This window comes from Acidiferrobacter sp. SPIII_3, assembly GCF_003184265.1.
In the GTDB taxonomy this organism is placed as follows: Bacteria; Pseudomonadota; Gammaproteobacteria; order Acidiferrobacterales; family Acidiferrobacteraceae; genus Acidiferrobacter.
In genome coordinates this window covers 1,101,294-1,126,416 of the sequence record NZ_CP027663.1, presented here as the reverse complement: position 1 = coordinate 1,126,416, position 25,123 = coordinate 1,101,294, and the positions used below count along the sequence as shown (strand labels likewise).

Here is a 25,123-nt window from a genome sequence, read left to right as displayed (position 1 = left end):
GCCCTCGCGACGCTGCGCGCCGAAGTGGAAGGGCCCCCGGAAGCGGCCCGGGGGCATGCTCGGATAAGTGGGCCCGGGCCGGCCCGAAATCAAGCCCGGCAGCAGCCGCATCACCAGGCCTTACGCGCCTGCGGCGAAGTCGGGTCAGGGACGGGTCGACGCCCGCTTCGGGGTCGCCGGCTCTTCGTGATCGGCGTAGATGAGCAGCGGCTTGCTCGTATCCGCAATGACACCCTCGTCGATCACCACCTTCTTCACGTTCTCCAAAGACGGCAGGTCGAACATGATCTCAAGCAGCACATTCTCGAGGATGGATCTCAGGCCTCGCGCCCCGGTCTTACGTTCCATGGCGCGATGGGCCACCTTCACAAGCGCATCGTCCCGCACCTCGAGATCCACGCCCTCAAATTTCAAAAGCTTCTGATACTGCTTGATCAGCGCGTTCTTCGGCTCCGTCAATATCTGAATGAGCGCGGCCTCATCGAGTTCGTCCAGTACCGCAACCACGGGCAGGCGCCCGACGAATTCGGGTATGAGTCCGAACTTGATCAGATCCTCGGGCTCGACGCCGCGGAATACATCGCTCGCGCGCTTGTTGACCACGCGGCTCTTGATCTCGGCATTGAATCCTATGCCGCTCTTTTCGGAACGGTCCTGAATGATCTTCTCGAGTCCCGAGAACGCGCCCCCGCAGATGAACAATATGTTACGGGTGTCGACCTGCAGGAACTCCTGCTGCGGGTGCTTGCGCCCCCCTTGCGGCGGCACCGAGGCCACCGTTCCCTCGATCAGCTTCAACAGCGCCTGCTGCACGCCCTCGCCCGACACGTCACGGGTGATCGACGGGTTGTCCGACTTGCGCGAGATCTTGTCGATCTCGTCTATGTAGACGATCCCGGTCTGCGCCTTCTCAACATCATAATCACACTTCTGTAGAAGCTTTTGGATGATGTTCTCGACATCCTCGCCGACGTAGCCGGCCTCGGTCAACGTCGTCGCATCGGCGATGGTGAACGGCACATTCAAAAGGCGCGCGAGGGTCTCTGCCAGCAAGGTCTTGCCGGATCCCGTCGGGCCTATGAGCAGGATATTGCTCTTCGACAGCTCGACGTCGCCGATCTTCTCCTGATGCTCGATGCGCTTGTAGTGATTGTAGACGGCCACCGACAGCACCTTCTTGGCGGTCGCCTGCCCGATCACGTACTCATCGAGGATCTGCTTGATCTCGCGCGGCTTCGGGAACTTGTTGCGGGCAAGCCCTATATCAGCCTCATCCTGCACCTCTTCGCGGATGATGTCGTTGCACAGCTCCACGCATTCGTCGCACACGAATACCGAGGGACCGGCAATCAGCTTGCGCACCTCGTGCTGGCTCTTGCCGCAGAAAGAGCAATAAAGGAGCTTGTCACCCTTGCCATCATGCTTGTCGTCTGCCATCGCTGAACCTCGCTCAAGGGAACCGCCGGCCACATGCGTCTTTGCGCACACAGGCCTATGCGCTTTATTTCCCAGTCTAGCATATCCCCCTATTTACGCTTGTCGATCACCGAGTCAATCAGACCGTACGCCACAGCCTCGCCGCCATCCATGAAATTGTCGCGCTCAGTGTCCTGCTCAATCCGCTTGAGCTCCTGTCCCGTGTGTTTGACCAGAATGCCATTCAATCGTTCTCGCACCCGCAGGATCTCGCGGGCATGGATGTCGATGTCCGTCGCCTGCCCCTGAAACCCTCCGGAGGGCTGATGGACCATCATGCGCGCGTGCGGCAGGGCATGACGCTTACCCTTGGCACCGCCTGCGAGCAGCAGCGCACCCATGCTCGCCGCCTGGCCGATACACACCGTGCTGACGTCGGGCTTTATGAACTGCATGGTATCGTAGATGGCAAGCCCCGCGGTCACGGCTCCGCCCGGCGAGTTGATGTAGATGTGGATATCCTTGTCGGGATTCTCCGACTCCAGGAACAAAAGCTGCGCCACCACCAGATTCGCCATGTGGTCCTCGACCGGACCTACAAGGAAGATCAGGCGTTCCTTCAACATCCGTGAATAGATGTCGTAGGCGCGCTCGCCGCGGCCCGTGGTCTCGATCACCATCGGCACGAGCTGGGCTCGGGGCGTGAGATCGGCAGCGAATTCGGTTTTCATCATGGATCGCTCCCGGTTATTGTCAGGTCAACTCCTCGAAACGCAGGGCCTTGTCGGCCACCTCCGCCTCGGCCAATAGCTGTTCCACGGCCTGATCCTCGAGGACCAGGGATTCCGCCTCCGCGAGCCGCTCGCGATCGCTGTAATACCAGTCGACGAAACGCGCCGGATCGTCGTAGTCGGCGGCCATTTCCTCGACGCGCGCACGCACCTTCGCGGGATCGGCCTTGAGATCGCGTACGCGTATCAGTTCCGACAGGATGATGCCGAGCGCGACGCGTTCGGCGGCGCGCTCGCGAAACGCGCCGCTATCGGCCGGCAACGCCTCGGGGCGCAGGCCCTGGCGTGTGAGCTGGCTATGGGCCGCATCACGCAGCCGCAGCGCCTCGTTGTCGACCAATACCTTGGGGAGATCTATGGGATTCACCTCCCGCAGGCGCCGAAACACCTCGCCCTTGGTGCGCTCGCGCACCCGCCGATCGGCCTCGCGCGCGAGATTCTGCCGCACTTCCTGGCGCAGCCCCTCGACCCCACCCTCGGTAACCCCCAAAGATGCGGCAAAGGCCTCGTCCAGGGCCGGGAGCACGGGCTCGGCGACCTCGCCCACGGTCACATGAAACTGCGCGCTCTTGCCCGCCAGGGTCGGCACCCCATACTCCGCCGGGAACGCCACCGGGATATCGATCACCGCGCCGGCGCTCGCGCCTTTCAGACCGCCCTCGAAATCCGGCAGCAGATTTCCGGCCCCGAGGATCAGGGTATGGCCCTCGGCGCGCCCTCCGGGGAACTCTTCGCCCTCCAACGTCCCCACGAAATCGATCGTCAGACGATCGCCGTCGGCCGCGGCCCGCTCGACCGCCCGGAAGGTCTGACGCTGCTTGCGCATCACCTCGATGGTACGGTCGACATCGGCGTCCGTGATCTCGCAACCCGGGCGCTCGACCGTAACCCCCTTCAGATCGAGCCGCGGGACCTGCGGGTAGATCTCGAATACCGCAACATACTGCATATCCTGGCCGCGCATGAGGGCCTTGGGCTCTATCATCGGCCCCCCCGCCGCCTTCAATCCCTCGCGGTTCAAGGCCTCATAGAAGCTGTCGCGCATGAGATCCTGGGCCACCTCATCGAGGAGCTTGCCGCCATACTGGGCCTCCACGATCTTAAGGGGGGCGCGCCCCGGGCGGAATCCCGCGAGTCGCGCGGTGCGCGATAGCCGCTTCAGGCGTTCCGTAAACTCACGCTCGAACTGCTCGGCCGGAACCGCCACCGTCATGCGCCGGCCGAGTCCGCCTGTTGCTTCTATGGATACCTGCATACCGCCTTCTCACGAAAGATTGGAGTAAAAGGGAAACGCGCTCTGGGCTTGATCATACCGGCTTACCCGCAAACGGCCAAGACGAAGCCCGCCGCGTCCTCCTGTGGGTCATATCCTCGGGACTCTGGTGCGAAAGGGGGGACTCGAACCCCCAAGGGCTTCCCCACTGGAACCTAAATCCAGCGCGTCTACCAATTTCGCCACTTTCGCAGGCCCCGACAGGCACGTTAGCATAAAGCGCCGGGCCGCGGCCAGTCTCGGCCGGGCCTTAGGCGCCCACCGCCGTCAACACCCGCAGCGCCTCCTCGTAACGCGCCACGGTCTGGGCCACGACCTCCGCCGGCAAACGGGGGGCCGGGGGGCGCTTGTCCCACGCCAGGGTCTCCAGGTAGTCCCGCACGTATTGCTTGTCGTAGCTTGGCGGGCTGGTCCCGGGCCGATACGAGGTCTGCGGCCAGAAACGCGACGAATCCGGGGTCAGAACCTCGTCGATCAGCACCAGCCGATCCTGTTCATCGACGGCAAACTCGAACTTGGTGTCGGCAATGATGATGCCGCGCGTGGCCGCGAACGCCGCGGCCTCGGCATAAAGCGAAAGGCTCGCATCGCGCACCGCGCGCGCAAGTCTGGCGCCGAGCAGGGCCTCGGCCTGGGCATAATCGATATTCTCGTCGTGGGCGCCGGCCGCGGCCTTGGTCGAGGGCGTGAACACGGGCTGCGGGAGGCGCTCGGCCTCGCGCAGGCCGGGCGGCAGGGCGATGCCGCATACGGTCCCGGTCCGGCGATACTCCTTCCAGCCGGAGCCGGCGAGATAGCCGCGCACGATGGCCTCGATCGGCAAGGGCTTCAGCCGCCGCACCACCATCGCCCGATCCGCCACCAGGGCGCGCTCCCGGGCGTCCGGCAATACCGACGCCAGCGGCCGGTCCGAGAGGTGATTGGCGACGATCCCCTGGGTGCGCGCGAACCAAAACCCCGACATGGCGTTCAGGATGCGGCCCTTGCCGGGGATCGGATCGGGCAGGACGCAATCGAAGGCCGACAGGCGATCGGTGGTCACGACCAGGAGGTGCGCGGGGCCCGCATCATACAGGTCCCGGACCTTGCCGCGGTGCAAAAGCGGCAAGGACAATGCCGATTCATACAGTGTGCTCACGCTACAGGACCCGCCTCCCGATCATCGCCACCCCTCCCCGCGGCGACGGCCCGCGCCCGCCCGGGTTCTATCGTTGCCGTTTTGATTATGCGCCCTGGAGACCCAATAACAAACCGTTCAGGCGATGCACGAAGTCCGCCCCGTCCTCCAGCGCCCCGCCCTCGGCGAGGATCGCCTGATCGAACAACAAGGTGGTCCAGTCGGCGAAGCGCTCGTCCGAGGACTCGCCGCGCAGACGCGTGACCAGCGGGTGGCCTGGGTTGATTTCAAACACCGGACGACTGGCGGGGGTGTTTTGTCCGGCCGCCTTCAAAAGCCGCTCGAGGTGGATGCCAAGATCGTGCTCGCCGGCCACCAGGCAGGCCGGGGATTCCGTGAGCCGGTGACTCACGCGCACCTCCTTGACCTTGTCGCCCAAGACCTTGGCCATGCGCTCGGTAAACGCCTTCCATTCCGGTTCCTCGGTCTCCCCCACCTTGGGCTCGTCCGCGTCCCCGCCGACCCCTTTAAGGTCGAGATCGCCCTTGGCCACCGATCGCAGGGCGCGACCTTCGAACTCCGACAGATGGGTCACCAGCCACTCGTCGATGCGGTCGGTCAACAACAGCACCTCGATCCCCTTGCGGCGGAAGATCTCGAGGTGCGGACTGTGACGGGCGGCGGCCGCGCTTTCCGCGGTCACATAATAGATCTTGTCCTGGCCCTCGACCATGCGTGCCACATAATCGGCAAGCGATACCCCGTCGCCGGCCTCGGCGGTGGTCTGAAAGCGCAGGAGCTTGGCGATGCGCTCGCGATTGCCCGTATCCTCTACTACGCCCTCCTTCAGTACCACCCCGAACTCCGCCCAGAAGGTCCGGTACTTCTCCGGCTCCTTCTCGGCGAGCTCGGCCAGGAGATCGAGGACCTTGCGCGTAGCGCCGCTGCGTATGGTGTCGATGTCGCGGCTCTTTTGCAGGATCTCGCGCGACACGTTCAAGGGCAGGTCGGCGGCATCGATCACACCGCGCACGAAGCGCAGATAGTTGGGCAGCAGCTGCTCCGCGTCGTCCATGATGAACACGCGCCGCACATAGAGCTTAACACCATAACGGCGGTCGCGGTCGAAGAGATCGAAGGGCGCGCGGCGCGGCACGAACAGCAAGGCCGTATACTCCTGCTTGCCCTCCACGCGGCTGTGGATATGCGCAAGCGGCGCCTCGAAGTCGTGCGCCACGTGCTTGTAGAATTCGTCGTATTCGAGCTCGGTGATGTCCTGGCGCGGCCGCGCCCACAATGCCGCGGCCTTATTGACGGTCTCGGGCGCGCCATCGGCACCGGGCATGACGATGGGCAGGGTAATGTGGTCCGAGTAGCGGCGTATGATCGCCTTCAGGCGCTGATCGTCGAGGAATTCGTCCTCCCCCTCACGCAGATGCAGCACCACCGTAGTGCCACGTTCCGGGCGCTCCACGGTCTCCACCGTATAGTCGCCCGTGCCCGCCGATTCCCACGCCACACCCTGGGTGCTGGCGGTTCCGGCGCGGCGCGTCAACAACGTCACCCGGTCGGCGACCATGAACGCCGAATAGAAACCCACGCCGAACTGCCCGATGAGACGCGCGTCCTTGGCCTCATCGCCGGTCAGTCTCTCGAAAAACCGCTTGGTGCCGGAACTTGCGATCGTGCCGATGTTCTCGATGACCTCGTCACGCGTCATGCCGATGCCGTTGTCGGCGATGGTTATGGTGCGCGCCTCCTTGTCGATCTGCACGCGGATCTTGAGATCGGAATCGCCCTCATAAAGCGATTCGTCGCGCAGCGCCTCGAAGCGCAGCTTGTCGACGGCGTCGGAGGCGTTCGAGATCAACTCGCGCAGGAATATGTCCTTGTCGCTGTAGAGCGAATGGATCATAAGGTCGAGGAGCTGGCGCACCTCGGTCTGAAAGCCCAGGGTCTGTTTTTCGGTCGTCGTCATGGCCACTCTTAACCTCTAGGTGCTGTGCCGGAATACCAGCCCGCTCATTGGGGGCATGCCCCGGGAAATTCAACCTCCGGGGATCCCGCGGCCCCGCAAATAGGCGGTCGCGGCCTCGACATCGAGCGGGGCGGCGATATAACGCCCCTGCAGGGCATCGCATGCGGCCTCCGTCAGGAAGCGATACTGGCCGGCGGTCTCGACGCCGCTTGCGATCACCCTGAGGCTCAGCGCCCGCCCAAGCGCGATGATAGCGAGCACCACCGCCTCGTTATGCTCATCGCCGATCCCGGCGACGAACGCCGCCTCGATCTTCAAGGCCTCGACCCGCAGCCGTCGCAGCGTACCGAGGGTCGAGGACGCGCCCCCGAAATTCTGCACCACCAGCCGTACGCCCCGCTCCTGCAGCCGCAGGAGACGCTCGGCCAGAGGGTCTTGGGCATCGATGAGCAGTTCCTCGGCAAGCTCCAAGACGAGATCGTCGGGGCGCAGGCCGCATTCGTTCAGCACCGCGTCGATCATCTCGGCCAGGCCCTCGTGCGCGCACTGGTCGCCGGACACGTTGACGGCCACCGGAAACACCCCCAGACCCAGATCCCGCCACTGCCGGTTCTGACGACAGACCGATCGCAGCACCCACGCGCCAAGCTCGATCATGAGCCCGGCCTCTTCCAGGGCCGCCAGAAACTCCCCGGGGTACTTGACCCCCTCGGTCGGATGCGTCCATCGCAACAGTGCCTCCATCGCCACCAGTTGCCGGTTCGCCGTCCGCACCTGCGGCTGATAGACGAGAGAGAATTCATCACGCTCCAAGGCCTGACGGAGGTCCGCGGCCCGCGCCAGGAGAGAACCCGATGGCCGGCTCATGTCGGCGCCGTCGCAGAACCGGTAGGTGTTTTTGCCCGCGGCCTTGGCCTCGTACATGGCGGCGTCGGCGGCCCGCACGAGCGCCCGGCTGTCACCGCTGTCGTGCGGGTAGACGGCGATACCGATGCTGACCCCGAGCACGACCTCGCCCAAGGCCGCGACCAGCGGTTCGCGGAACGCCGCCATGATCTTGTGGACCACGGGCAACGCGTCCTGGCCGGTGCGCAGCCCCGGCAGGACCACCGCAAATTCGTCGCCCCCGAGACGCGCGAGGGTGTCGGTGGTGCGCACCACGCGCCGTAGGCGTTCCGCAATGAGTACCAGCACCCGATCGCCGGTACTATGACCGAGCGTATCGTTCACCCGCTTGAATCCATCCACATCCAGAAACAGCAGCGCGACCGCCCCGCCGCCCGCCCGGGCCTCGGCCACGGCCCGCTCGAGACGCTCATGGAACAGGATGCGGTTGCCCAGTTCGGTCAACGGGTCGTGCGTGGCCTGATGGGCCAGACGCTCGGTCAGGACGCGCTTTTCCGCGGCATCCCGCAGCGACAAGACCACGCCCAATAGACGGCCGTCGGGACCATGGCGCGGCGCCGCGCCGTACTCCACGGCCACCCCGTGGCCGTGGCGATGAAACACCAGCGCCTCACCGGACACCAATGCCCGCCCGGCAAGACACTCGGCCACGGGATCGAACGGGGTGCCACGGTATTCATCGAGACAGGGCAGGATATCGTGGAGCAGGCGCCCCTGCACCACCGACTGCGTCCAGCCGGTGAGCCGCTCGGCGGCGCGGTTCAGGTATTCGACGCGGCCGTCGCGATCGGTGGCGAACACCGCCTCGGCGAGCGACTGCACAATCCCCTCGATCTCGGTCTTGGCCTCGGACCATCGCCCTTCCGCCGCGATGCGTTCGCGAACCAGCCGCGTCTCGCCGCGCACCACGCTCCGGTACGCGATCCCGATCGCCGCCAATACGGCGCAAAGCCAGATCGCGGCCCGATAGGCGGCCTCATGGCCGCGCGCATACACCGCCGCCAACGGCCGCAGGGCAAAGACCGCAAACGGATAGCCGGGAGCCCATCGATAGGCGCCCAGCCAGCGGCCGCCACGCCCCCCGAGGTCGACGGTCAAGCGGCCGGCCGGCCGACGACCGCCAACGGGGATGCGCACCGCCGCCGGCGGCACCGGCATCGACCGGCCGATAGCAATGATCGGACCTCGACCCCAGGAAAGGCCGGCCACGGTCGGGGCGCGGACCATCGCGTCCAGCCCTGCGGACCGCCCCCGGCCGGGCGACCACAAGGCCCCGATCAGAAATCGCACACCATGCCTTGTGCGCACCGTGAGCCACACCGGCACGCCGTGGCCCGTGCGCGGCCGCCCCACGCGAAAGGCCCCGGCCGGCCGTGCACGCGCCCAACGGCTCGCGCCCCTCGCCCCGGGAATGGCGGACGGCCCGGCCGGCGCGCGCCACCAGAGCGACCCGTGGGGACCGAGCACCGCCAAGGCCGTGATCGCCCGCCGGCGCACCATAAACCGCCGGCCCAGGCGGCCGATGCCAAGATAACCGCCTCCGCGGCCAAGCCGCGGCAGATGGGCGATGTCCCGCCCCAGGGACGCCAGTGCCGCCTGTTCGTCTCGCAGACGCCAGCGTACGGTCGTCGCCATGAGCCGCGTCACGCCCAAGAGGGCGTGGGAGGCATCGCGCCGCGCCCCCGTCCAGGAGGCGATGGCGTAGCCGGCCGCCGCCAGGGTCGCGAGCAGGGCGAGACCGGCAAACGCCGCGACCCGTGCGCGTCGTGATCGTCCGGTACCCGCGTCACTCATAAGACAGGGCGTTCATGAGCCGCGCCGGTCGCGGGCTGTGAGTCCGGCAACGCTTGCGAATCCCCGGTACCCATCGGCGCTTCGGCGCCACACAGCGCGCGCCCAACCGGCCGGCCCGACACGTGACCGGCGATCACTCACGCCCGGCGACCGCGCCACGAGCGCCCCAAGATGCCCAGACAGGACCGCCCATGCGGCTCCCTACCCCCGATTTTTCTGTCTTTGAGTATAGCCGAGTCGGCACCAGGACCCGAACCCCGTGACCGACCCGGCCTATGGCCATTGATTCCCATTCCCGACATGCACTACCATTCCCGCGCAGTCCATTCGGCTTCTCGGACGCGCCCGCACACCGAGGACCACGATCGATACGCCGCCGGCGACATCGGACGCACCTCACGCGCCCGCCGGGACAGTCCCATGCGGATCGCACCCATCATCCCTCGACGATCAGGCCGGATCCCGGGGGTGTACAACTATTCACCTAAACCGCCGCGCGCCCCGAACCGGATGGCGCCCGGCACTGGAGTGCCGCCGCTCATGATGGCCCATCTCGCGATTGCCGAACTTACGCAGAGGCCCGCGCTATTCGCCTTTCTGGAGGCCGTGGTATTTGCCGCCTTCTACGTCCGCGCGACCATAGGCTTCGGGTCCGGCCTTATCGCTGTGGCGTTATTGTCCCTGAGCTTCCCGGTCAAGGAGGTGGTCCCGGTGGTCCTGCTGCTCGACCTTTTGGGATCGATACTACTCGGGGCCTACGACTTCCGGGAAATGCACTGGCGGGAGCTCACATGGCTCATCCCAGGCTCGCTCGTGGGTCTTGCGATCGGGGCCCTCATCCTCGCCCATACCCACGCCCAAAAGCTTACGCTGTTCCTCGGGATCTTCATTCTTGCCTATGTCGTCTATGCGATCATCGCCAAACCGGAACGCATGCCGCGCATCGCGCGCCCCTGGGCCCTCCCGCTCGGGGTGTTCGGGGGCATAGTCGGCAGTCTCTACGGGGGGGGAGGTCCGCCGCTCGTGGCCTATCTGCAAATGCGCCATCTCGACAAACGCGCCTTTCGTGCCACGTTTCAGGCCATCGCGCTTGCCGATAACATCGTGCGCGGCGGACTTTATATAGCCTTTGGGCTGCTCACATGGCCGCTCACGGTCGTCTTTGCCGCCATGGCGCCGGCCGCCGCCCTCGGACTCTATCTCGGCAACCATCTGCACATGCGCATCAACCAGCGCATGTTCCTGCGTGCCACGCTCGCGCTGCTCGGGGCCGTCGGCATCAAGTATCTGATCTGATCCCGGTAGCCAGCAGGGCAAGCGCCCTGATCGGCACCGGACACCACGGGGCGCACACCACGCCCCGTGGCGCAGGCCTCAGCGCGTGGCGAACTGGTAGGTCATGCCCACCATCAATTCGTCGGCGTTCTGAGCCAGCCCACCGAGCGTGCGTGGATCGATGATCACATCGTATTCCCCGCGCACATCCCAGCGGCGCATGACGCGATAGCTGACGCCGGCCCCAACCATCGGCCGCAGGCTGTTGCGGATGCGGGTGGGGTTTGGGGGATTTTGCTCACCGCGAATGTCGGCGAGACCCAGGCGCGCCAGAAAGTGCAGGCCGCGAACGCGCGGGAGGGGGGCACGGTACAAGGCGCTGGCGGTGAACATTCCGAGGTGGGCGGGGTTCGCGCTCAGAAACTGATAGCCAAGCTCCAGACCCACCGGAAAAGACCGTGTCGAAAGGCCGCCATAGACACCGATCGGGGAGGTGCCGGCGAGCGCGCCGCCGGTCACACCCACATCGCCACCCACCCAGACGCGCGCGAAGCTCGCGGCCGGCCATGCGCACAGGGCCACGAGACCTGCCATCACGAAACGGTTTCTCATATCATCATCTCCTTTGATAGTATTTCGATATTCTTATTAAGCGCGCCCGCTTGGCCCGCCGGACGGGCTAGTCTAATCGGTCTCCCGGTCGCCGCAAAGCGCCTCAATGGGACTTCCCGGTGGAACTTATCGGCCCCGACCCTCACAAATGGTAACAACCGACCGTCACGGCGGCGCCTACCATAGCATGGACATGGATATCGAGAACCTCACACACGCGGCCGCTTGCCTATTTCCCGACAAAACCGCCGGCATGGCCGACGGATCGTGAGGGGAGTGATGCGGCTGTCGCGAATCCGCCGACGGGCGGCCTTGGCGCTGCGCCTCGCCGATCTGCATGTGCGTTCGCGGTGCATGAAACACAAGCTGCGCGTACTCGGCCGCCGGCAGCTCGCCTTGACCCAGGAGATCGCGTGGCTGGAGGCGCGCCGCCAAAGCCACCCCATGCCGCCGGCGGCCGGCCACGCCGCGCACGACGGGCGTACGGGCCCCATCTGGATCCATGCCCCATGGCGCGCCGGGTCGACCTATGTCTGGAGCAAGTTCCGGTCGTGCCCGCAATACCTCGCCTTCTATGAACCCTTTCACGAATCGCTTGAGACGCTGACGCGCACGGCCGTGGCCCGGGCCACGGCCAGCTCTTGGCCGTCCGGCCATCCCCCGCTCGACGCCCCCTATTATTGTGAGTTCGAAGCCCTGCTGGTCCCCGGCGGCGGCGTGCGCGGCTTCGAACACGCCCTGCCCTACACCTATTATTTTGTGAACGATGAACCCTTGGCCCGCCAGCAGGCCTATCTGAACGGCCTCGTCGCGCATGCGCAGTCCCTCGGGCGGCGCGCGGTGTTCGGTTTTTGCCGGTCGACGGGGCGCGCGGCGTGGTTTAAGCGACACATGCCCGGTGTCCATATCGCCCTGACCCGTGATGGCCTGGGCCTATGGCGCTCGGCATTCGGCCGCAGCCAGACCCACGGCGACCTCTATTTCGTGACACGCCCCCTCGTCATTCTCCTGCTCAGCCGGCGCGACCCCTGGATCGCCGATTACCTCGCGGCCCTCGATCTCGATCCCCTCCCGCGGCTCAGTGATGCCGGACGGGCGCAACGCGAGGCCGAACGCCTGACAGTCCGTGACCCGGATCTTACGATGCGCGCGTTCGCCGCGGTCTTCGCGCTTGGCACCGCCCTGTCGCAGCGCCATGCCGATGTCGTGATACCGATCGAGGCCCTGTCGACCGAGGTCGGCCAGCGTAGCCTCGGCGCATCATTGGCCGGACGCTTCGATGTGGCGCTTGACTGGAGCGATTGCGCCGTCCCGGTGTGTACCACGCAAGCCGGCGACGGGCCTTTCCTCGACTACTGGCACGAGGCCCTGCGCCGCGCCGAGGCCTGTGTCCCCGATCCACGCGCGCCCGAAAGCCCGGAGCGCGCGATCGCGCACCCCTCCCCCGACCGCATCTGTGGCCCCGCGAGACCCCGCCGGCTGGTCTCGCTCAAGCGCACGCCGGAAGGTGACCGGCCCCTGCCCGAGGGGGCCTGATGGCCGACGCCCCGAATCCGTCGGAGGCGGTGGCGCGCCACCACGGCGCGCCACCTGACGCCGTGGCCGCATCGCGCCTGCAACGGGTCCTTATCATCATGCCGCAACTGCTCGGCGATGCCGTGCTGTCATCGGTGCTCATCAGCGCACTCCACGACATGATCCCGGACAGCCGGATCGATATCCTGGTACACCGACCGCTGGCCGAACTCTTCGTGCATAACCCGGCGATCGCCGCGGTCCACACCATCGATCGGGACTGGCGCCAAAAGGGCCTATGGCGGACTGTCGGACCGCGCCGGGCCTTGATCCGCACCCTGCGCGCGCGCCGCTATGACCTGCTCATACAATCACCCCATACCACCGACGGCTCGTGGGGACCGGCGCTCAAGGCCCTCCTACGCATCCCCTACGCGGTCGGCGCGTCAGCGGTCACGCACGGCTCCCCCCTCAAGCGGTTCATGTGGCGACGGCTGTTCACCCATACCCTGCCCGCGCCCCCCGATCCCAACCGCCGGCATGTCGCCGAATGGCATCTCGATCTCTTGCGCCGCCTGGGCCTTGCCCCAAGCCCCGCGGCGCGGCGCGCCACGATCGAACCCGGACCGGCGGCGCGCGAGAGCATCGCCGCGCTGCTCGCCTCGCGCCGTATCCCGCACCGGGGCTTCGTGCTGTTTGCACCGCTTGCCGGACAACGAGGACGTACCCTGCCGGCGGCCCTGTGCCGGGACTTCCTTGACCATTGCGAGGAGCAGGGCCTTACCGTGGTCATCACCAGCGGCCACGAGGCCTGGCAGCAGGCCTTTGCCCACGCGCTCATCGAAGGCCGCGGCGATCGCATGGTCGATCTCGCCGGCACCCTTACGCTCACCGAGCTTGCCGCCCTGGCGTCAGCCGCGCGTGTCTTCGTCGGCGCCGATTCCGGCCCCATGCATATTGCCGCGGCCATGGGCCTGCCGGTGATCGCGTGCTTCGGGCCTGGCGACCATCATCGTTTTAGCCCCTGGCAGACACGCCAGTCGCTCATTGTCGCAAACCGCTCCTGCCAACCCTGCGAACTTGACGGCTGCGGCAACAGCGGCCATGCCGACTGCCTCCATGACATCCAATCCCGCACCTTATTGGATGCGTTTCAAGCCTTAGAAGCCTCGTCCGAATCGATAGCGCCCGCGCATACCTGATAGGACAAGTTGTCGCCACGCGCCAAGGGCCGTCGGTCCCGCCGGCATTCCGGAATCGCCGGCAAGGCATGGACAAGCACCAGGCCCTGCCGTAGACTGATTCCATGGGCGTGTCCTGAAGAACGTTCGTCCGCCGATAATGATAAGGGGTGACCATAGCGCGGACGAGGGACACAACCGGGGCGTAGTAAAGGGCGGGCCGGGGTTGGCCCGTGCGCCTTCGTGACAACCATCAGGGAAACACACGGAAAATAATGCCCGGCTCATGAGCCGGCGGCAGGAATGCGGGCGTTCGCGTCCCGTTTCTGGCGCTCGCGTGCGTGCGGGCTCCGAACTGTCCTCGCGGCCCCGGGCCGCGGGAAGGATCGCATTTTCGCGGTGGTGATGACCTGATGCTGTTACGTGACTGGAAAACCCTCCTGGCCATATTGGTGATGTCGCTCGCCTTGGCGTCGACATCAAAGGCCCATCTCGTCTCCATCGCGTTCTACTATGGGGCCCATCCCCCACGGCATTCGCTCCAGGCCTTTCACTGGGTCGTGGTCCAGCCGGACGCGCACTTCTCGCCGCGCCGCTTTGATAAAAAGGATCGATACGCGTTTGCCTATGCCAGCGTGGGCGAGGCCTCCGCGGGCGAGTACACCAAGGTCCCACCGGGCTGCGTTCTCGGCCGGGACCGTGCGTGGGGCACGGCGATCCTGAACGAGGCGCGCCGGACCTGCCGGCGGGATTTCCTCCATCAGGTCATAGCGCCCCTCTGGAAACAGGGGTATCGGGGCTTTTTTCTCGATGACCTCGATGCCTATCGCCAGGCGCTCGCCGGGGCCGGCGCCCGGGCCCGCCAACGCCAGGGACTGATCCGCCTGATCCGCGCCATCAAGACCTCCCATCCCGCGGCGCGGCTGATCCTAAACCGCGGCTTTCGCCTGCTGCCCGCCATCCACACGCAGGTGACGGCCGTCGCCGCCGAGTCCTTGTTCGACGGCTGGGACCAGAAGACCGGGCGCTACCTGCCGATCCCGAGGGTCACGCGCCGGCGCCTGCTGCGCAAACTGTTCGCCGCCCGCCGGCTCGGGCTGCCGGTCATCGGCATCGACTACCTGCCGGCACGCCAACGGCGCCAAGCGATCGCCGACGCCCGGCGTATCGCCGCCCTGGGAATCAGTCCGTATGTCACCAACGGGCGACTGTCGATGCTCGGCGTCGGCACGCTTTACGTCATGCCGCGCAAGATCCTCATGCTCTACAGCGGTCCCCAGGATGCCCAGCACACCTCGCTCAACTGGTATGCGGCCATGCCGCTCAACTATCTCGGCTATAGCACGCGCATCGAAAACGTCGCCTTCGGTCTGCCGCATGGCACCTTGGCGGGACGCTACGCCGGCATCGTCACCTGGTTCGAGAACGATCATGTGCCGCAAGGGGCGGCGGTCTATCGCTTTCTGCGCCGGCAGATGCGCGATGGGGTGCCGGTGGCCATCCTCGGGAGCTTTGGATTCGCGGCCGACGCCGGACATCTGCACCCGCTCGGCCTTTCCGTGGGCCACATCCCGCGCGGCCTCGTAGGCAATCGCGTAACATTCCGCGATCCCCGGTACGTCGGCTTCGAAACCCCTCCCGTGGCCGCGGCCCCTAACAATTTCCGGCCGCTTGCACTGCGTCGCGGCCGCCGGCTTCTGGTGCTGCAAGACGCGCGCGATCAGAGCGAGGACGCCGCCGGCCTCACCCCCTGGGGCGGCTATGCGTTATCGCCCGACGTCGTGAGCTACTTAGGCGCACTGCCAAGCCGCAAGGGCCGTGCCCCCGCCGCCTGGGTCCTCAACCCGTTCCGGTTCCTGCGCCGTGCCTTGCGGTTGCCGGCGATGCCGGTCCCCGACACCACCACCGAGAGCGGGCGGCGCCTGCTCATGGCCCAGATCGACGGTGACGGCTTTGCCAACAAGAGCTGGATCTACCGCTATCGCGACCGCTACGCAGGCGAGGTCATCCTAAAGCAGATCCTGGACAAGTACCGGCTCCCGACATCGGCGTCCTTCATCGTCTCCTACTTCACGCCGCACGGGCTGTTCCCCAAGGCCGCCGCGCACCTCACCGCCATTGCGCGCCGCATCGCCGCCCTCCCCTGGGTGGAGGTCGCCTCGCACACCTTCTCCCACCCCTTCAACTGGCCGGCGCTCGAACACGACCCCGCGCTCATGGGCCATAAGGGAGACATGCGCTACGGCTATGCGCTCACGGTCCCGGGTTATACCCGCTTTAGCGCCCACAAGGAGGTCGGCTGGGCCATTCGCTGGATAAACCGCCACATCGCGCCGCCCGGCAAACGCGTATCGCTCCTCCAGTGGTCCGGGGATTGCGATCCCGACGCGCGCGTGCTGGCCCTCAGTTATCGCGCCCATGTCCTCAATCTGAACGGCGGCGGCGCCACCGAGACCGACGCCGAACCGTTCGTCACGAAGGTGCGGGGGCTTGGGATCTTCAAAGGCCGCTATTTCCAGGTCTATGCGCCCATGCAGGACGAGAATGTCTACACGCACAGCTGGACGAGCCCCTATTACTACGGCTACGTGCGCGCCATCCAGACCTTCAAGCTCACCAACAGCCCAAGGCGCCTGAAGCCCCTGGACATCTATTACCACTTCTATTCGGGTGCGCGCGTGGCGGGCCTGCGCGCCTTGCGCCACGTGATCACCTGGGCCCTGCGGCAACGCACCGACGCCATCTTTCCCTCGCAGTTTGCCCGCATCGCCGTGGACTTCGGGCATGCGGTCGTCGCCCGCGGCGCGCGCAGCTGGTATATCAGCGATGCCGGCGCGGATCGCGAATGGCGCATCCCGGTACGCCTTGGGTACCCGCGCCTGCGCGGCACCCGGGGGCTTGCCGGCTTCGATCGCCATGGCGCCGTGCGCTACATCCACATCGCCCCGCCATCCACCGGCGCGCCGCTCAGGATCCGCCTCACACCGACCCGGCCGCGCGTCCCGTATGTGCACGACGCCAACGCCACGATCACCAGCGCCTTCTATGACGGGACGGACCTGTCCTTTGCCCTCGCCGGCCACAAGGGGCTGCGGTTCCGGCTCGCCAACGCCGCCGGTTGCCGGGTCCGGGACGGCCACCGGCCGATCCACGGACGCGTCGCCGGGTCCCTCTTCACCTACCACCTGGAGGCCCACCATGGCCGCTTCACGGTTCGCTGCCCCTGACATCGCACGCGAGCGCCTGGCGCCGCCCGCGCTCGTGGCGGGCTTGGCGCTCGGCATCGTATTGACGCTCGTACTGCTTTTTAATCCGGCATCGTTTTTGCGGCGCATCCAGCATTCGCACACGCCCGCGGTCGATCTCTATTTCGTGAAGGCCGCGGCACGCCATACGCATAGCGATGCCATCATGCTGCTGCTCGCGCGCCGGGAAATCGACGCCGGGCACGATCTCGCGGCGCTGCGGGTGCTGGCGCCGCTCATGCCGCACGCCGCCGGCCATGCCTATCGCCAACGCCTGCGCTGGCTCACCTATCGCGACCTGTTGGGGGTGAACTACCGCTACCCCAAGGGCAGCGCGCGGCGCGCGCGCAACGAACACGCCCTGCGCCTGCTCATCGGCCAATTGCGTCACGGCGCCGGGCCGCAGGTGCTGCGCGCGCTGGCCCGGGAGGCGGTTGCCATTCACGACGGGGGCGCGGCGGTCGCCATCTATCGCGGCCTCGCCCGCCACGACCGCGCGCACCGCGCGGCGCTCTATGCCCTGGCGGCCAATGCCGCCGACGGCCTCGATCATCCCCGCGAGGCGGCGCGCCTCGATTTCGCGGCCCAACGCTATGCCGCCACGCGCACCGCCGAGGCCCGCTATTTCCTCGCGGCCCTGCAGATCCTGCAGGGCCACAATGACGTCGCAATGGCCGCAGCCGAGGGCGGCCGCCACCTGGCGGGCCTCGGCCGCGACCCGGCGATCCTGCGGCGCATGATCGCGCTTGCGCGCGCCGCCAACCGGCCCCACACGGCGGCGCGCTACGCCCGGCGCCTCCTGGGCATGACATGATCCCGCGCTACGCGCACCGGCTGCTCGGGCTCGGCACGGCCCTGGCCGTGGCCGTCGCGCCCGGGCCCGCGGCCTGCGCCGCAAGCACCGGTGGACAGCCGCACGAACCCTACGACCGGCGCGACTACAGCCTTTCCTATAAGGTGTTCCTGAACGCCGGCCAGGTGCATGCCGCCTACCGCGTCGCCCAGGCGGCGGTCGCAAACCGGCCGGACGCGATCGCGTGGCGGCGGCGGCTGGCGCGGACGGCACTATGGACCGGGCACGATCACACCGCCTTGCGCGCCATGGTCTATCTCGCGCGCGAAGGCGACACCGCCTACCTGAAGCCCGCCTGGACGCTCGCGAGCGGACTGTCGGCGTTCACGCGCCTGACCGAGCTTCTGACCCTGCGCCTTGCGCGTCACCCGGGCGCGCCGGCGCTGGTCTTGGAGATGAGCCGCCTCTACCAGATCCAGGGCCATCCGCACCGCGCCATCCACTGGCTCGAGCAGGCGATGCGCAAGAACCCGCACCGGCGCTACCTGTGGTCTGTCATAACGCTCGACAACAGTCTGGGTGCCGGGGCCCGCGAACTCGCCGCGTTGCGCGCTTATACGCGCCGCTACGGGGCGACATCGCGCGTGCTCTTGACCGAGGCGTCGCTCTTCTACCACCGCGGCGAGATCGGCCGCGCCTACCGCCTGCTCGCCGCCCATGCCGCCGCGGTGTCGACCCGCCACTTCGCCTACTACCATACCCTCGGGGCGCTTGCGTGGATGCGTCAGGACTTCCCCGCCGCGCGCGCCGCCGCACAGGCCCTCTATGCACGCGGTACCGCCACCCAGGGGGACCTCGCCCATCTCGTGCTGCTGAAAGAGCACCGCCACCCGCGCGATGCCTACCGGCTGGCGCTCGCGGGCTTCCGGCGCTATCACACCCCGGTGTTCTTCTTTGCCATGCTCGGCATCGCCGAACGGCGGCACTCGCGCCCCTTGCTGATCGAGACCTTCGCGCAGATCCGCGCCGGCAACACGGCAAGGCTTGTCGGCAACCCCTACTATTGGACCGGACTTGCCCGTTACTGGGCCGTGCAGGGACGTGACCTGCGGGCCGAACGCGTCTACCGCGAGGCCCTGCGGCGCTTTCCGCAGAGCACCGCCATCCTCGACTCCTACCTGTGGTTCTTCGTGGCCACGGGGCGCGCCCCGCATCTCGCCGCCACCCTGCTCACGTGGGCGCCGATCGTCGATCGCAACCGCTCCCTGTGGCTCCCTTATGCGCTCAGCTTTCTGACCCTGAACGAGCCGCGTCTTGCGCTCCCCTATCTGCGCGGCCTCTTGCGCCGCCACCCCGATGATCCGCGGTTCCTGTTGCCGTTGGCCGACAGCCTCGCCAAGGACGGGCGCGCCGACGAGGCCATCGCCGTCCGCCGCCGCGCGTTTGCCATACTCCTTGCCCCAGGCCGCGCCGCGATCCGCCATGCGGCGCGGCAGCGCGCGGCGCTCGCCGTCGATCTCGCCACCGCCCCGACGGTCATGGCGTTGCTCGCCGCCAGGGGTCCGGACCGGCACGCGCCCATGCGTCGCGATGTCCTGCTCGGTTACGCACTGGCGCGCGCGGCCTATGCACCGGCCGACTACGAGGCGGCAAGAACCGGTATTGCGCCCCCGTGGGCGGCACTCGCCGTGGCACTCGCCGGACACGACGGCATGCGCCTGCGCGCGCTCCTCACCCATCACGACCGCACCCTGCCACGCGTAGGCCGGGTCGATGCCGCGGCCGCCGTCGGCCAGCCGGCGCAGGCGATCTCGGCGGCCTTCGCAGGCCTCGGCCGGGGCCGCTCCGATGTCGCGCTCGCGCGCCGCTACCGGGCCCTCGCGCTGCGCCAATCGGATCGCGTGGGCGGCCAGATCCAATATCTGCGCAGCGCCGGCTTCAGCGCCCTGAGCGAGGGGCTTACCGTGCGCCATGCGCTGAATCCGGGGACCGCGATCGACGCAGGGGCCGTCAACAGTCTCGATCAGCGCACCAACCCGACGCTCATCGGCACCATCCCGCGCTTCGACAGGTCTCAGTACTTCGGCATCGTGGCACGCCGTCCATCCGGCCGTTACCGCCTCACCGTGGGTCGCCGCTCAGCGGTGACCCGCTTCCTCTACGCCCGGGCCAGCTGGCAGACGGCATTCTGGCCCCATAGCACCCAGACATTGCGCGTAAACTATCATGCGCGCGCCTACGATCTGCCATCGCTCTATCTCGGGGGCGTCAAAAACGGCGTGAGCGTGGCCGATGCCGAGGCCTTGACGGTACGCGACACCGTGAACGGACGGCTTTCCTACCGGCAACTCCAAGCCCAGGGCGGGGGCGCGCTCGCGAGCGGAGTGATCGCCTCTTTCCACTACGACCACAAGATCTTTCTCAGCTATCCCGACATCACCGTCGGGGGCGCGCTGTCGTTCGCGCACTATCGCGCCGCAGGCGGTCCCCTGCCGGAAGCCCTCGAACCGCTGCTCCCCCCAAGCGGCGGGATCGGCTTTTTCGTGCCGCAAAGCTATGCCCAGGCGGGTCTCGACGTGCACTTCGGCGAGACCTATCAGCGTCATTACGCCCCCGGCCTGCGTCCGTTCCTCGATCTCTCGGTGTTCGACAACAGCGTCACCCACGCCGGCTATGACCTCTCGGTCGGGGTGGCGATGCCTATCGTGGGCCCCGACCACCTGGCCGTCTACTACACCCGCAGCCAGGGCGGCATCGGTATCGAAAACCGTCTGCAGGCCGTCGGCATGCGCTATGACTACCACTTCAAACCCTAGGAGAGAGGACCCTCATGACCCTGATAAAGCGCATCTTTGGCATTACCACAGGCATCCTGCTGTCGGGCTGCGCGAGCACCGCGCTTAAGGCAAGCCATGCCCCGCGGCTTGCGCATGACGCGGCCATCGCTGTGGCCCCGTTCGCCAACTACACGACCACGCCCGGGGCGGGCTCGCGCGCCGCATCCATGACCGCCAGTCTGCTGCTGACCCACGGCCTTGCGCGCGTAAGCGCCATGGCCGTCGATCACCATAATCGCCTGCCCCTGGGTCTCGAGCCCGATCCTGCGACCTTGCTGCGCAAGGCCCGCGCCCTGGGTGATCGCTATGTGGTCGAGGGCGCAGTCCAGGAGTGGCGCTACACCATCGGCCTGGACGGACAGCCGGCAGTCGCGGTCACCATGGACCTCGTGAATGTGAAGAGCGGCCGCATCGTGTGGACGGCCACCGCGAGCCGCAGCGGCGGGCCGCGCGAGAGCGTGGGCGTGCTCGCCGAGGATACCTTGAACGCCATGATCCGAAGGCTGCTCTCGTGAGCGTACGCACACACCTTGCGCCCTCGCCCCAGGCACGGGCCTGGGCGGAGGCCGTCGCGATCCCGGTGATCGCCATCGCGGTGGCCTTTGCCGTGAGCCCCCGCGATCCGTTTCTGGTGAACGCCACGTTCCCCTGGCTGTGGTTCGCGCCGGTACTGGTGGCCCTGCGCTACGGGCTCGCCCCGGCGGTGCTGTCGCTTGCGATCCTGGTCCTGTCGTTCGTCGCCGCGCGCCTCGGGCTGCCGGCCTTGCACATCCATCGCCTTCCCCAAGGGCAGTTCCTGGGCGGCATCATGCTGACACTGCTCGCCGGAGAATATGGCTCCCTGTGGATCCTGCGCCTGCGCCGCTCCGAACAGATGAGCGCCTATGCCGCGCAACAACTGGAGGGGCTGACGCGCACACTTCATATGACCCGGCTGTCGCACGACCGGCTCGAACAGACCCTTATCGGCAAGCCCGTCACGCTGCGTGACTCCCTGCGTGAGCTCCGCCACGAACTCGTCACCCGCGGGGGCGCCCTCACGGGCGAACTCGCCGCGCGACTGCTGCACCTCACCGCCTACCATGGCGGCTTCGAACAGGCGGCCCTGTATGCGGTCTCCGGGGATGTCATAGAACCGGAACCGCGCGCCCACATCGGCGAGACATTCGCCCTGGATCGCGAGGACATCCTGATCAAACGCTGTTGCGAAAAACGCCGCACCGCCTACTGGGCGGCCAATTCCCTGAAAGACGGGGAGCAAAGCGCCTATCTGGTCGCAGCCCCCATGCTCACCTCCGATGACACCCTGCTCGGCGTGCTCGTGGTCGCGACCATGCCCTTCCTGTTCCTGCAAGACGAGAACCTGCTCACCGTAAGCGTCCTGCTGGCCTATGTCGCCGATGATGCCAAGGCCGCGTGCACCGCCCGGGACATACTGCAAAGCCTGCCGCAATGTCCGCCCCGGTTCGCCGCCGAGACCGTCAAACTCGCGCGTTGCGCGCGTGATCTGAACCTCACGAGCAGTCTCGTCACCACCACCATTTCGGTCGCCGACGACACCTTGCGCGAGGCGATATTGGACGACCTTGCGGCGCTCGCGCGCGGCCTCGACGACAACTGGCGCATCACGACACCTCCGGTCGGCCGGCTGGTCACGCTGCTGCCGTTTGGCAGGCGGTCGGTGGCCGAGGGTTATGCCCATCGCCTTAAGGCGCGCCTCGACGAGAAGCTTGCATTGACAAAGGCGGATGCAACCTTTTCGGTGTCCATCCACGAGATCGCAGGCGGCGACACGCTGCCGGTATTGCGCACGGCCGCGGGAGTCGACGATGGCCGTTGAGCTCGCATCCTACCTCCTGTCCCAGGCCTCGCTTGCGGGGGTCGCACGCACGTTCCGCGGGCTGCCTGCGCGGCTTTTGCTGGCCTACGCGCTGGCCGCCAACGGCATCCTCTCGCTTGTGCTCGCGGCCCCCATGGCGCGCCTGCTGCCCGAGGCCTATCGCGGGCAGCAGGGATCGTGGCTGTGCGCGATCCTTATGGCCACCGTACCGGTCGCCGGCGTGCCGATCGCGCTGCTCGTGACCGCGGGTATCGCGCGCCTGAACAGCCGCACGCCCGCACCCGAGCCCGAGACCCTGGGGCTGCCGGCGTTCGGCAGGGAGATGCGCGGCCGGCAACCCCACATGGGGGCAGGCGGCGCGTGGGCGATATTGCGCGCCCGGGATGCCGGTGTCACACGCGGCGTGCGCGCCCTGCTGGCGCTCGATCCCAGACTCTCGCGCCAGACCGCGCCACTGGTACGCGCCGCCCTGCGCCACCCCGAGGAGGATCTGCGCCTGCTCGCCTACGGGCTGCTCGACCAGCGTGAAGGGGATCTCGCGCAGACCATCAACGAGACCCTGTCGTTACGCCGGTCCCTGGGCCCCCGCGACGACGGCAGCGCCCTGGAGAAACGGCTGGCGTTCCTCTACTGGGAACTCCTCTATCAGGACCTGTCGCGCGACCACCTGCGCGTGCATGCCATCCGTCGCGCCCAGACCCATGCGCTCGCCGCCCTGGAACATCGCCCCGAGGACGCGACACTGCATGTCCTCATGGGCCGTATCGCCATGCTCGAGGGGCATCATTTGGCCGCGCGCACCCATTGCGAACGGGCCCTGGACCTGAACGCCGCTCCCGGACAAGTCCTGCCTTATCTCGCCGAGACCCGCTTTCGGGTGGGCGACTATGCCGCGCTTAAGGATATGGCCAAGAGCTACCCGTCGCTGCTCGATCTCCCTACCATAGGACCGGTGGTCCGGTTCTGGAGCGCCACCCCATGACCACCCCGTTTCCAACCGCCACCTCGGTCGACATCATGTTGCTGCTCGAAGGCACCTTCCCGTATGTGAGCGGAGGTGTCTCCTCGTGGGTCAACCAGCTGATGCAAGGCCTGCCCGAGTACCGCTTCGGGATCGTCTTTCTGGGGAGCCGCCCGCAGGACTACGGCCCCGTGAAATACACGCTCCCCACGAATCTCGTCCACCTCGAGGCCCATTACCTGTTCGCCGCGGGCGACGCGCCGCCCCCCAAGACCCCGCGGCGCATAGCCGGGACCCCGGCCTGCCTGCGCGACCTGCACACCCGCTTACGTCAAAAAGACAGGCCGTTTTGGCCCGAGGCCCTGCGCGACCTGTCCTTTTATGCCGATGGCCACGGACGCATCCCGCTCACGGAATTCCTGTACGGCGAGGACAGCTTCGCGTACATCGCCGAGACCTATGAGGAGCGCTGCACGGACCCGTCTTTCGTCGATTATTTCTGGACGGTGCGCAACATGCACCTGCCGATCTGGCGGCTCGCGACCATCGCCCGGCAGCTTGTGCCGGCGCGCTGCTATCACGCGGTGTCCACGGGTTACGCCGGGCTGCTTGGCGCGCTCCTGCATTGGCACGCCGGCCGGCCGCTCATTTTGAGCGAGCATGGCATCTACACCAAGGAGCGGCGCATAGACCTGCTCAATGCCGCGTGGGTCGCGGATCGGCGCAGCCGTCTGGAACGCGATCCGAGCGAGATCAGCTACCTGCGCGAGCTCTGGATCGCATTTTTCGAGTCGCTCGGACGCGCCTGCTACGAGGCCGCCGGGCACGTCGTGGCCCTGTACCCGGCAGCCCAGGCCCGCCAGATCGCCGACGGGGCCGACGAGCGCCAGACCCTCATCATCCCAAACGGCGTGCCGATCGCGCCGTTTGCGGCGCTACGCGCGCCACGCCCCGATTCGTCGTTCGCCGCGCCGGTCTTGTGTCTGCTTGGGCGCGTCACGCCGATCAAGGACATCAAGACCTTCATACGCGCGATGCGCGCGGTGATAGCCGAGATCCCCCAGGCCCAAGGCTGGATCGTCGGCCCCGAGGACGAGGACCCGTCCTACGTGGCTGAATGCCGCGCGCTCATAGACAACCTCGATCTCGCCGGGCACGTGCGCTTCAAGGGCTTCCAGCCGGTCACAGACATCCTGCCGCAGGTCCATCTGCTGGTCTTGAGCCTCGATCAGCGAGGGACTTCCGCTCGTGCTCCTGGAGGGCTTCGCCGCCGGCGTCCCGGCGGTATGCACCGACGTCGGCGCCTGTCGCCGTCTGATATTCGGCGGCGAACACGACGACCTGGGGGCGGCCGGGGACATCATCGGCATCGCCGACCCGCAGGGCCTGGCGCACGCCGCCACCGCCCTGCTCACCGACACCACGCGCTGGCGTGCCGCGCAGGCCACCGCCATAGCCCGCGTCGAGACCCACTACACCGACGTGCACATGTATCAACGGTATCGCACGCTTTATCAAGAGGCCCAGGATGCCTGACACACCCCATTACGGCCCGCAGGCCGCCCTTGCCGCCACGCACCGCTGTCACC

Annotated in this window: 17 protein-coding genes, 1 tRNA gene and 1 pseudogene; 11 read left to right on the top strand and 8 right to left on the bottom strand. The window is 67.1% G+C overall.

Going from position 1 to position 25,123, the window contains the following annotated elements:
- Positions 1 to 144 precede the first annotated feature (144 nt).
- The 7 genes from clpX to C4901_RS05775 form a co-directional block, all read right to left on the bottom strand.
- On the bottom strand, positions 145 to 1,437 hold the full coding sequence (clpX, locus tag C4901_RS05805) for an ATP-dependent Clp protease ATP-binding subunit ClpX (RefSeq protein ID WP_110136532.1): 1,293 nt from the start codon (positions 1,435 to 1,437) through the stop codon (positions 145 to 147).
- A gap of 89 nt (positions 1,438 to 1,526) precedes the next feature.
- The gene (gene clpP / locus C4901_RS05800) at positions 1,527 to 2,147 is read right to left on the bottom strand and encodes an ATP-dependent Clp endopeptidase proteolytic subunit ClpP (RefSeq protein WP_110138538.1); all 621 of its coding nucleotides are present in this window, start codon (positions 2,145 to 2,147) and stop codon (positions 1,527 to 1,529) included.
- A gap of 22 nt (positions 2,148 to 2,169) precedes the next feature.
- Positions 2,170 to 3,462: a trigger factor gene (gene tig, locus C4901_RS05795; RefSeq protein ID WP_110136531.1), complete on the bottom strand. Its 1,293-nt coding sequence runs from the start codon at positions 3,460 to 3,462 to the stop codon at positions 2,170 to 2,172.
- Between the two features lie 125 nt (positions 3,463 to 3,587).
- Positions 3,588 to 3,672, bottom strand: a tRNA-Leu gene (locus tag C4901_RS05790).
- 58 nt (positions 3,673 to 3,730) lie between these two features.
- Positions 3,731 to 4,618: a phosphoribosylaminoimidazolesuccinocarboxamide synthase gene (locus C4901_RS05785; RefSeq protein WP_110136530.1), complete on the bottom strand. Its 888-nt coding sequence runs from the start codon at positions 4,616 to 4,618 to the stop codon at positions 3,731 to 3,733.
- 85 nt (positions 4,619 to 4,703) lie between these two features.
- Positions 4,704 to 6,575 (bottom strand): molecular chaperone HtpG, encoded by a 1,872-nt coding sequence (gene htpG, locus C4901_RS05780; protein ID WP_110136529.1) that lies wholly within the window; start codon positions 6,573 to 6,575, stop codon positions 4,704 to 4,706.
- A gap of 69 nt (positions 6,576 to 6,644) precedes the next feature.
- On the bottom strand, positions 6,645 to 9,275 hold the full coding sequence (locus C4901_RS05775) for a bifunctional diguanylate cyclase/phosphodiesterase (RefSeq protein ID WP_110136528.1): 2,631 nt from the start codon (positions 9,273 to 9,275) through the stop codon (positions 6,645 to 6,647).
- A 540-nt stretch (positions 9,276 to 9,815) separates the two neighbouring features.
- On the opposite strand from C4901_RS05775, the gene C4901_RS05770 reads away from it, so the two are divergent.
- Positions 9,816 to 10,571, top strand: a complete 756-nt coding sequence (locus tag C4901_RS05770; protein ID WP_110136527.1) for a sulfite exporter TauE/SafE family protein — start codon at positions 9,816 to 9,818, stop codon at positions 10,569 to 10,571.
- Between the two features lie 78 nt (positions 10,572 to 10,649).
- On the opposite strand, the gene C4901_RS05765 is transcribed toward C4901_RS05770, so the two are convergent.
- Positions 10,650 to 11,162: an outer membrane protein gene (locus tag C4901_RS05765; RefSeq protein WP_110136526.1), complete on the bottom strand. Its 513-nt coding sequence runs from the start codon at positions 11,160 to 11,162 to the stop codon at positions 10,650 to 10,652.
- A 279-nt stretch (positions 11,163 to 11,441) separates the two neighbouring features.
- Between C4901_RS05765 and C4901_RS05760 the strand changes: the two genes are divergently transcribed.
- The 10 genes and pseudogenes from C4901_RS05760 (at position 11,442) to pelF (C4901_RS18845) (ending at position 25,070) form a co-directional block, all read left to right on the top strand.
- The gene (locus C4901_RS05760; protein WP_110136525.1) at positions 11,442 to 12,698 is read left to right on the top strand and encodes a hypothetical protein; all 1,257 of its coding nucleotides are present in this window, start codon (positions 11,442 to 11,444) and stop codon (positions 12,696 to 12,698) included.
- Complete coding sequence (gene rfaQ, locus C4901_RS05755) at positions 12,698 to 13,879, top strand: putative lipopolysaccharide heptosyltransferase III (RefSeq protein WP_110136524.1); 1,182 nt, start codon at positions 12,698 to 12,700, stop codon at positions 13,877 to 13,879. Before C4901_RS05760 ends, rfaQ begins: the two co-directional genes overlap by 1 nt.
- 392 nt (positions 13,880 to 14,271) lie before the next feature.
- On the top strand, positions 14,272 to 17,085 hold the full coding sequence (locus C4901_RS05750; RefSeq protein WP_110136523.1) for an endo alpha-1,4 polygalactosaminidase: 2,814 nt from the start codon (positions 14,272 to 14,274) through the stop codon (positions 17,083 to 17,085).
- Positions 17,057 to 17,917, top strand: a complete 861-nt coding sequence (locus C4901_RS05745) for a hypothetical protein (protein WP_110136522.1) — start codon at positions 17,057 to 17,059, stop codon at positions 17,915 to 17,917. The genes C4901_RS05750 and C4901_RS05745 overlap by 29 nt, the downstream gene beginning before the upstream one ends.
- The gene (locus C4901_RS05740; protein ID WP_110136521.1) at positions 17,914 to 20,712 is read left to right on the top strand and encodes a tetratricopeptide repeat protein; all 2,799 of its coding nucleotides are present in this window, start codon (positions 17,914 to 17,916) and stop codon (positions 20,710 to 20,712) included. Before C4901_RS05745 ends, C4901_RS05740 begins: the two co-directional genes overlap by 4 nt.
- 14 nt (positions 20,713 to 20,726) lie before the next feature.
- Positions 20,727 to 21,248 carry a penicillin-binding protein activator LpoB gene (locus C4901_RS05735; RefSeq protein WP_110136520.1) on the top strand — a complete coding sequence of 174 codons (522 nt, stop codon included), beginning with the start codon at positions 20,727 to 20,729 and terminating at the stop codon, positions 21,246 to 21,248.
- Positions 21,245 to 22,573 (top strand): PelD GGDEF domain-containing protein, encoded by a 1,329-nt coding sequence (locus C4901_RS05730; RefSeq protein ID WP_110136519.1) that lies wholly within the window; start codon positions 21,245 to 21,247, stop codon positions 22,571 to 22,573. The genes C4901_RS05735 and C4901_RS05730 overlap by 4 nt, the downstream gene beginning before the upstream one ends.
- Positions 22,563 to 23,555, top strand: a complete 993-nt coding sequence (locus C4901_RS05725) for a hypothetical protein (RefSeq protein WP_110136518.1) — start codon at positions 22,563 to 22,565, stop codon at positions 23,553 to 23,555. Before C4901_RS05730 ends, C4901_RS05725 begins: the two co-directional genes overlap by 11 nt.
- Positions 23,552 to 24,715 (top strand): annotated as a pseudogene (pelF, locus tag C4901_RS19195) (GT4 family glycosyltransferase PelF); the annotation flags it as partial. The gene C4901_RS05725 and the pseudogene pelF (C4901_RS19195), both read left to right, overlap by 4 nt.
- Before the next feature lie 67 nt (positions 24,716 to 24,782).
- Entirely contained in the window at positions 24,783 to 25,070 is a 288-nt protein-coding gene (pelF, locus tag C4901_RS18845; protein WP_205736211.1) for a GT4 family glycosyltransferase PelF, read from the top strand.
- Positions 25,071 to 25,123 lie beyond the last annotated feature (53 nt).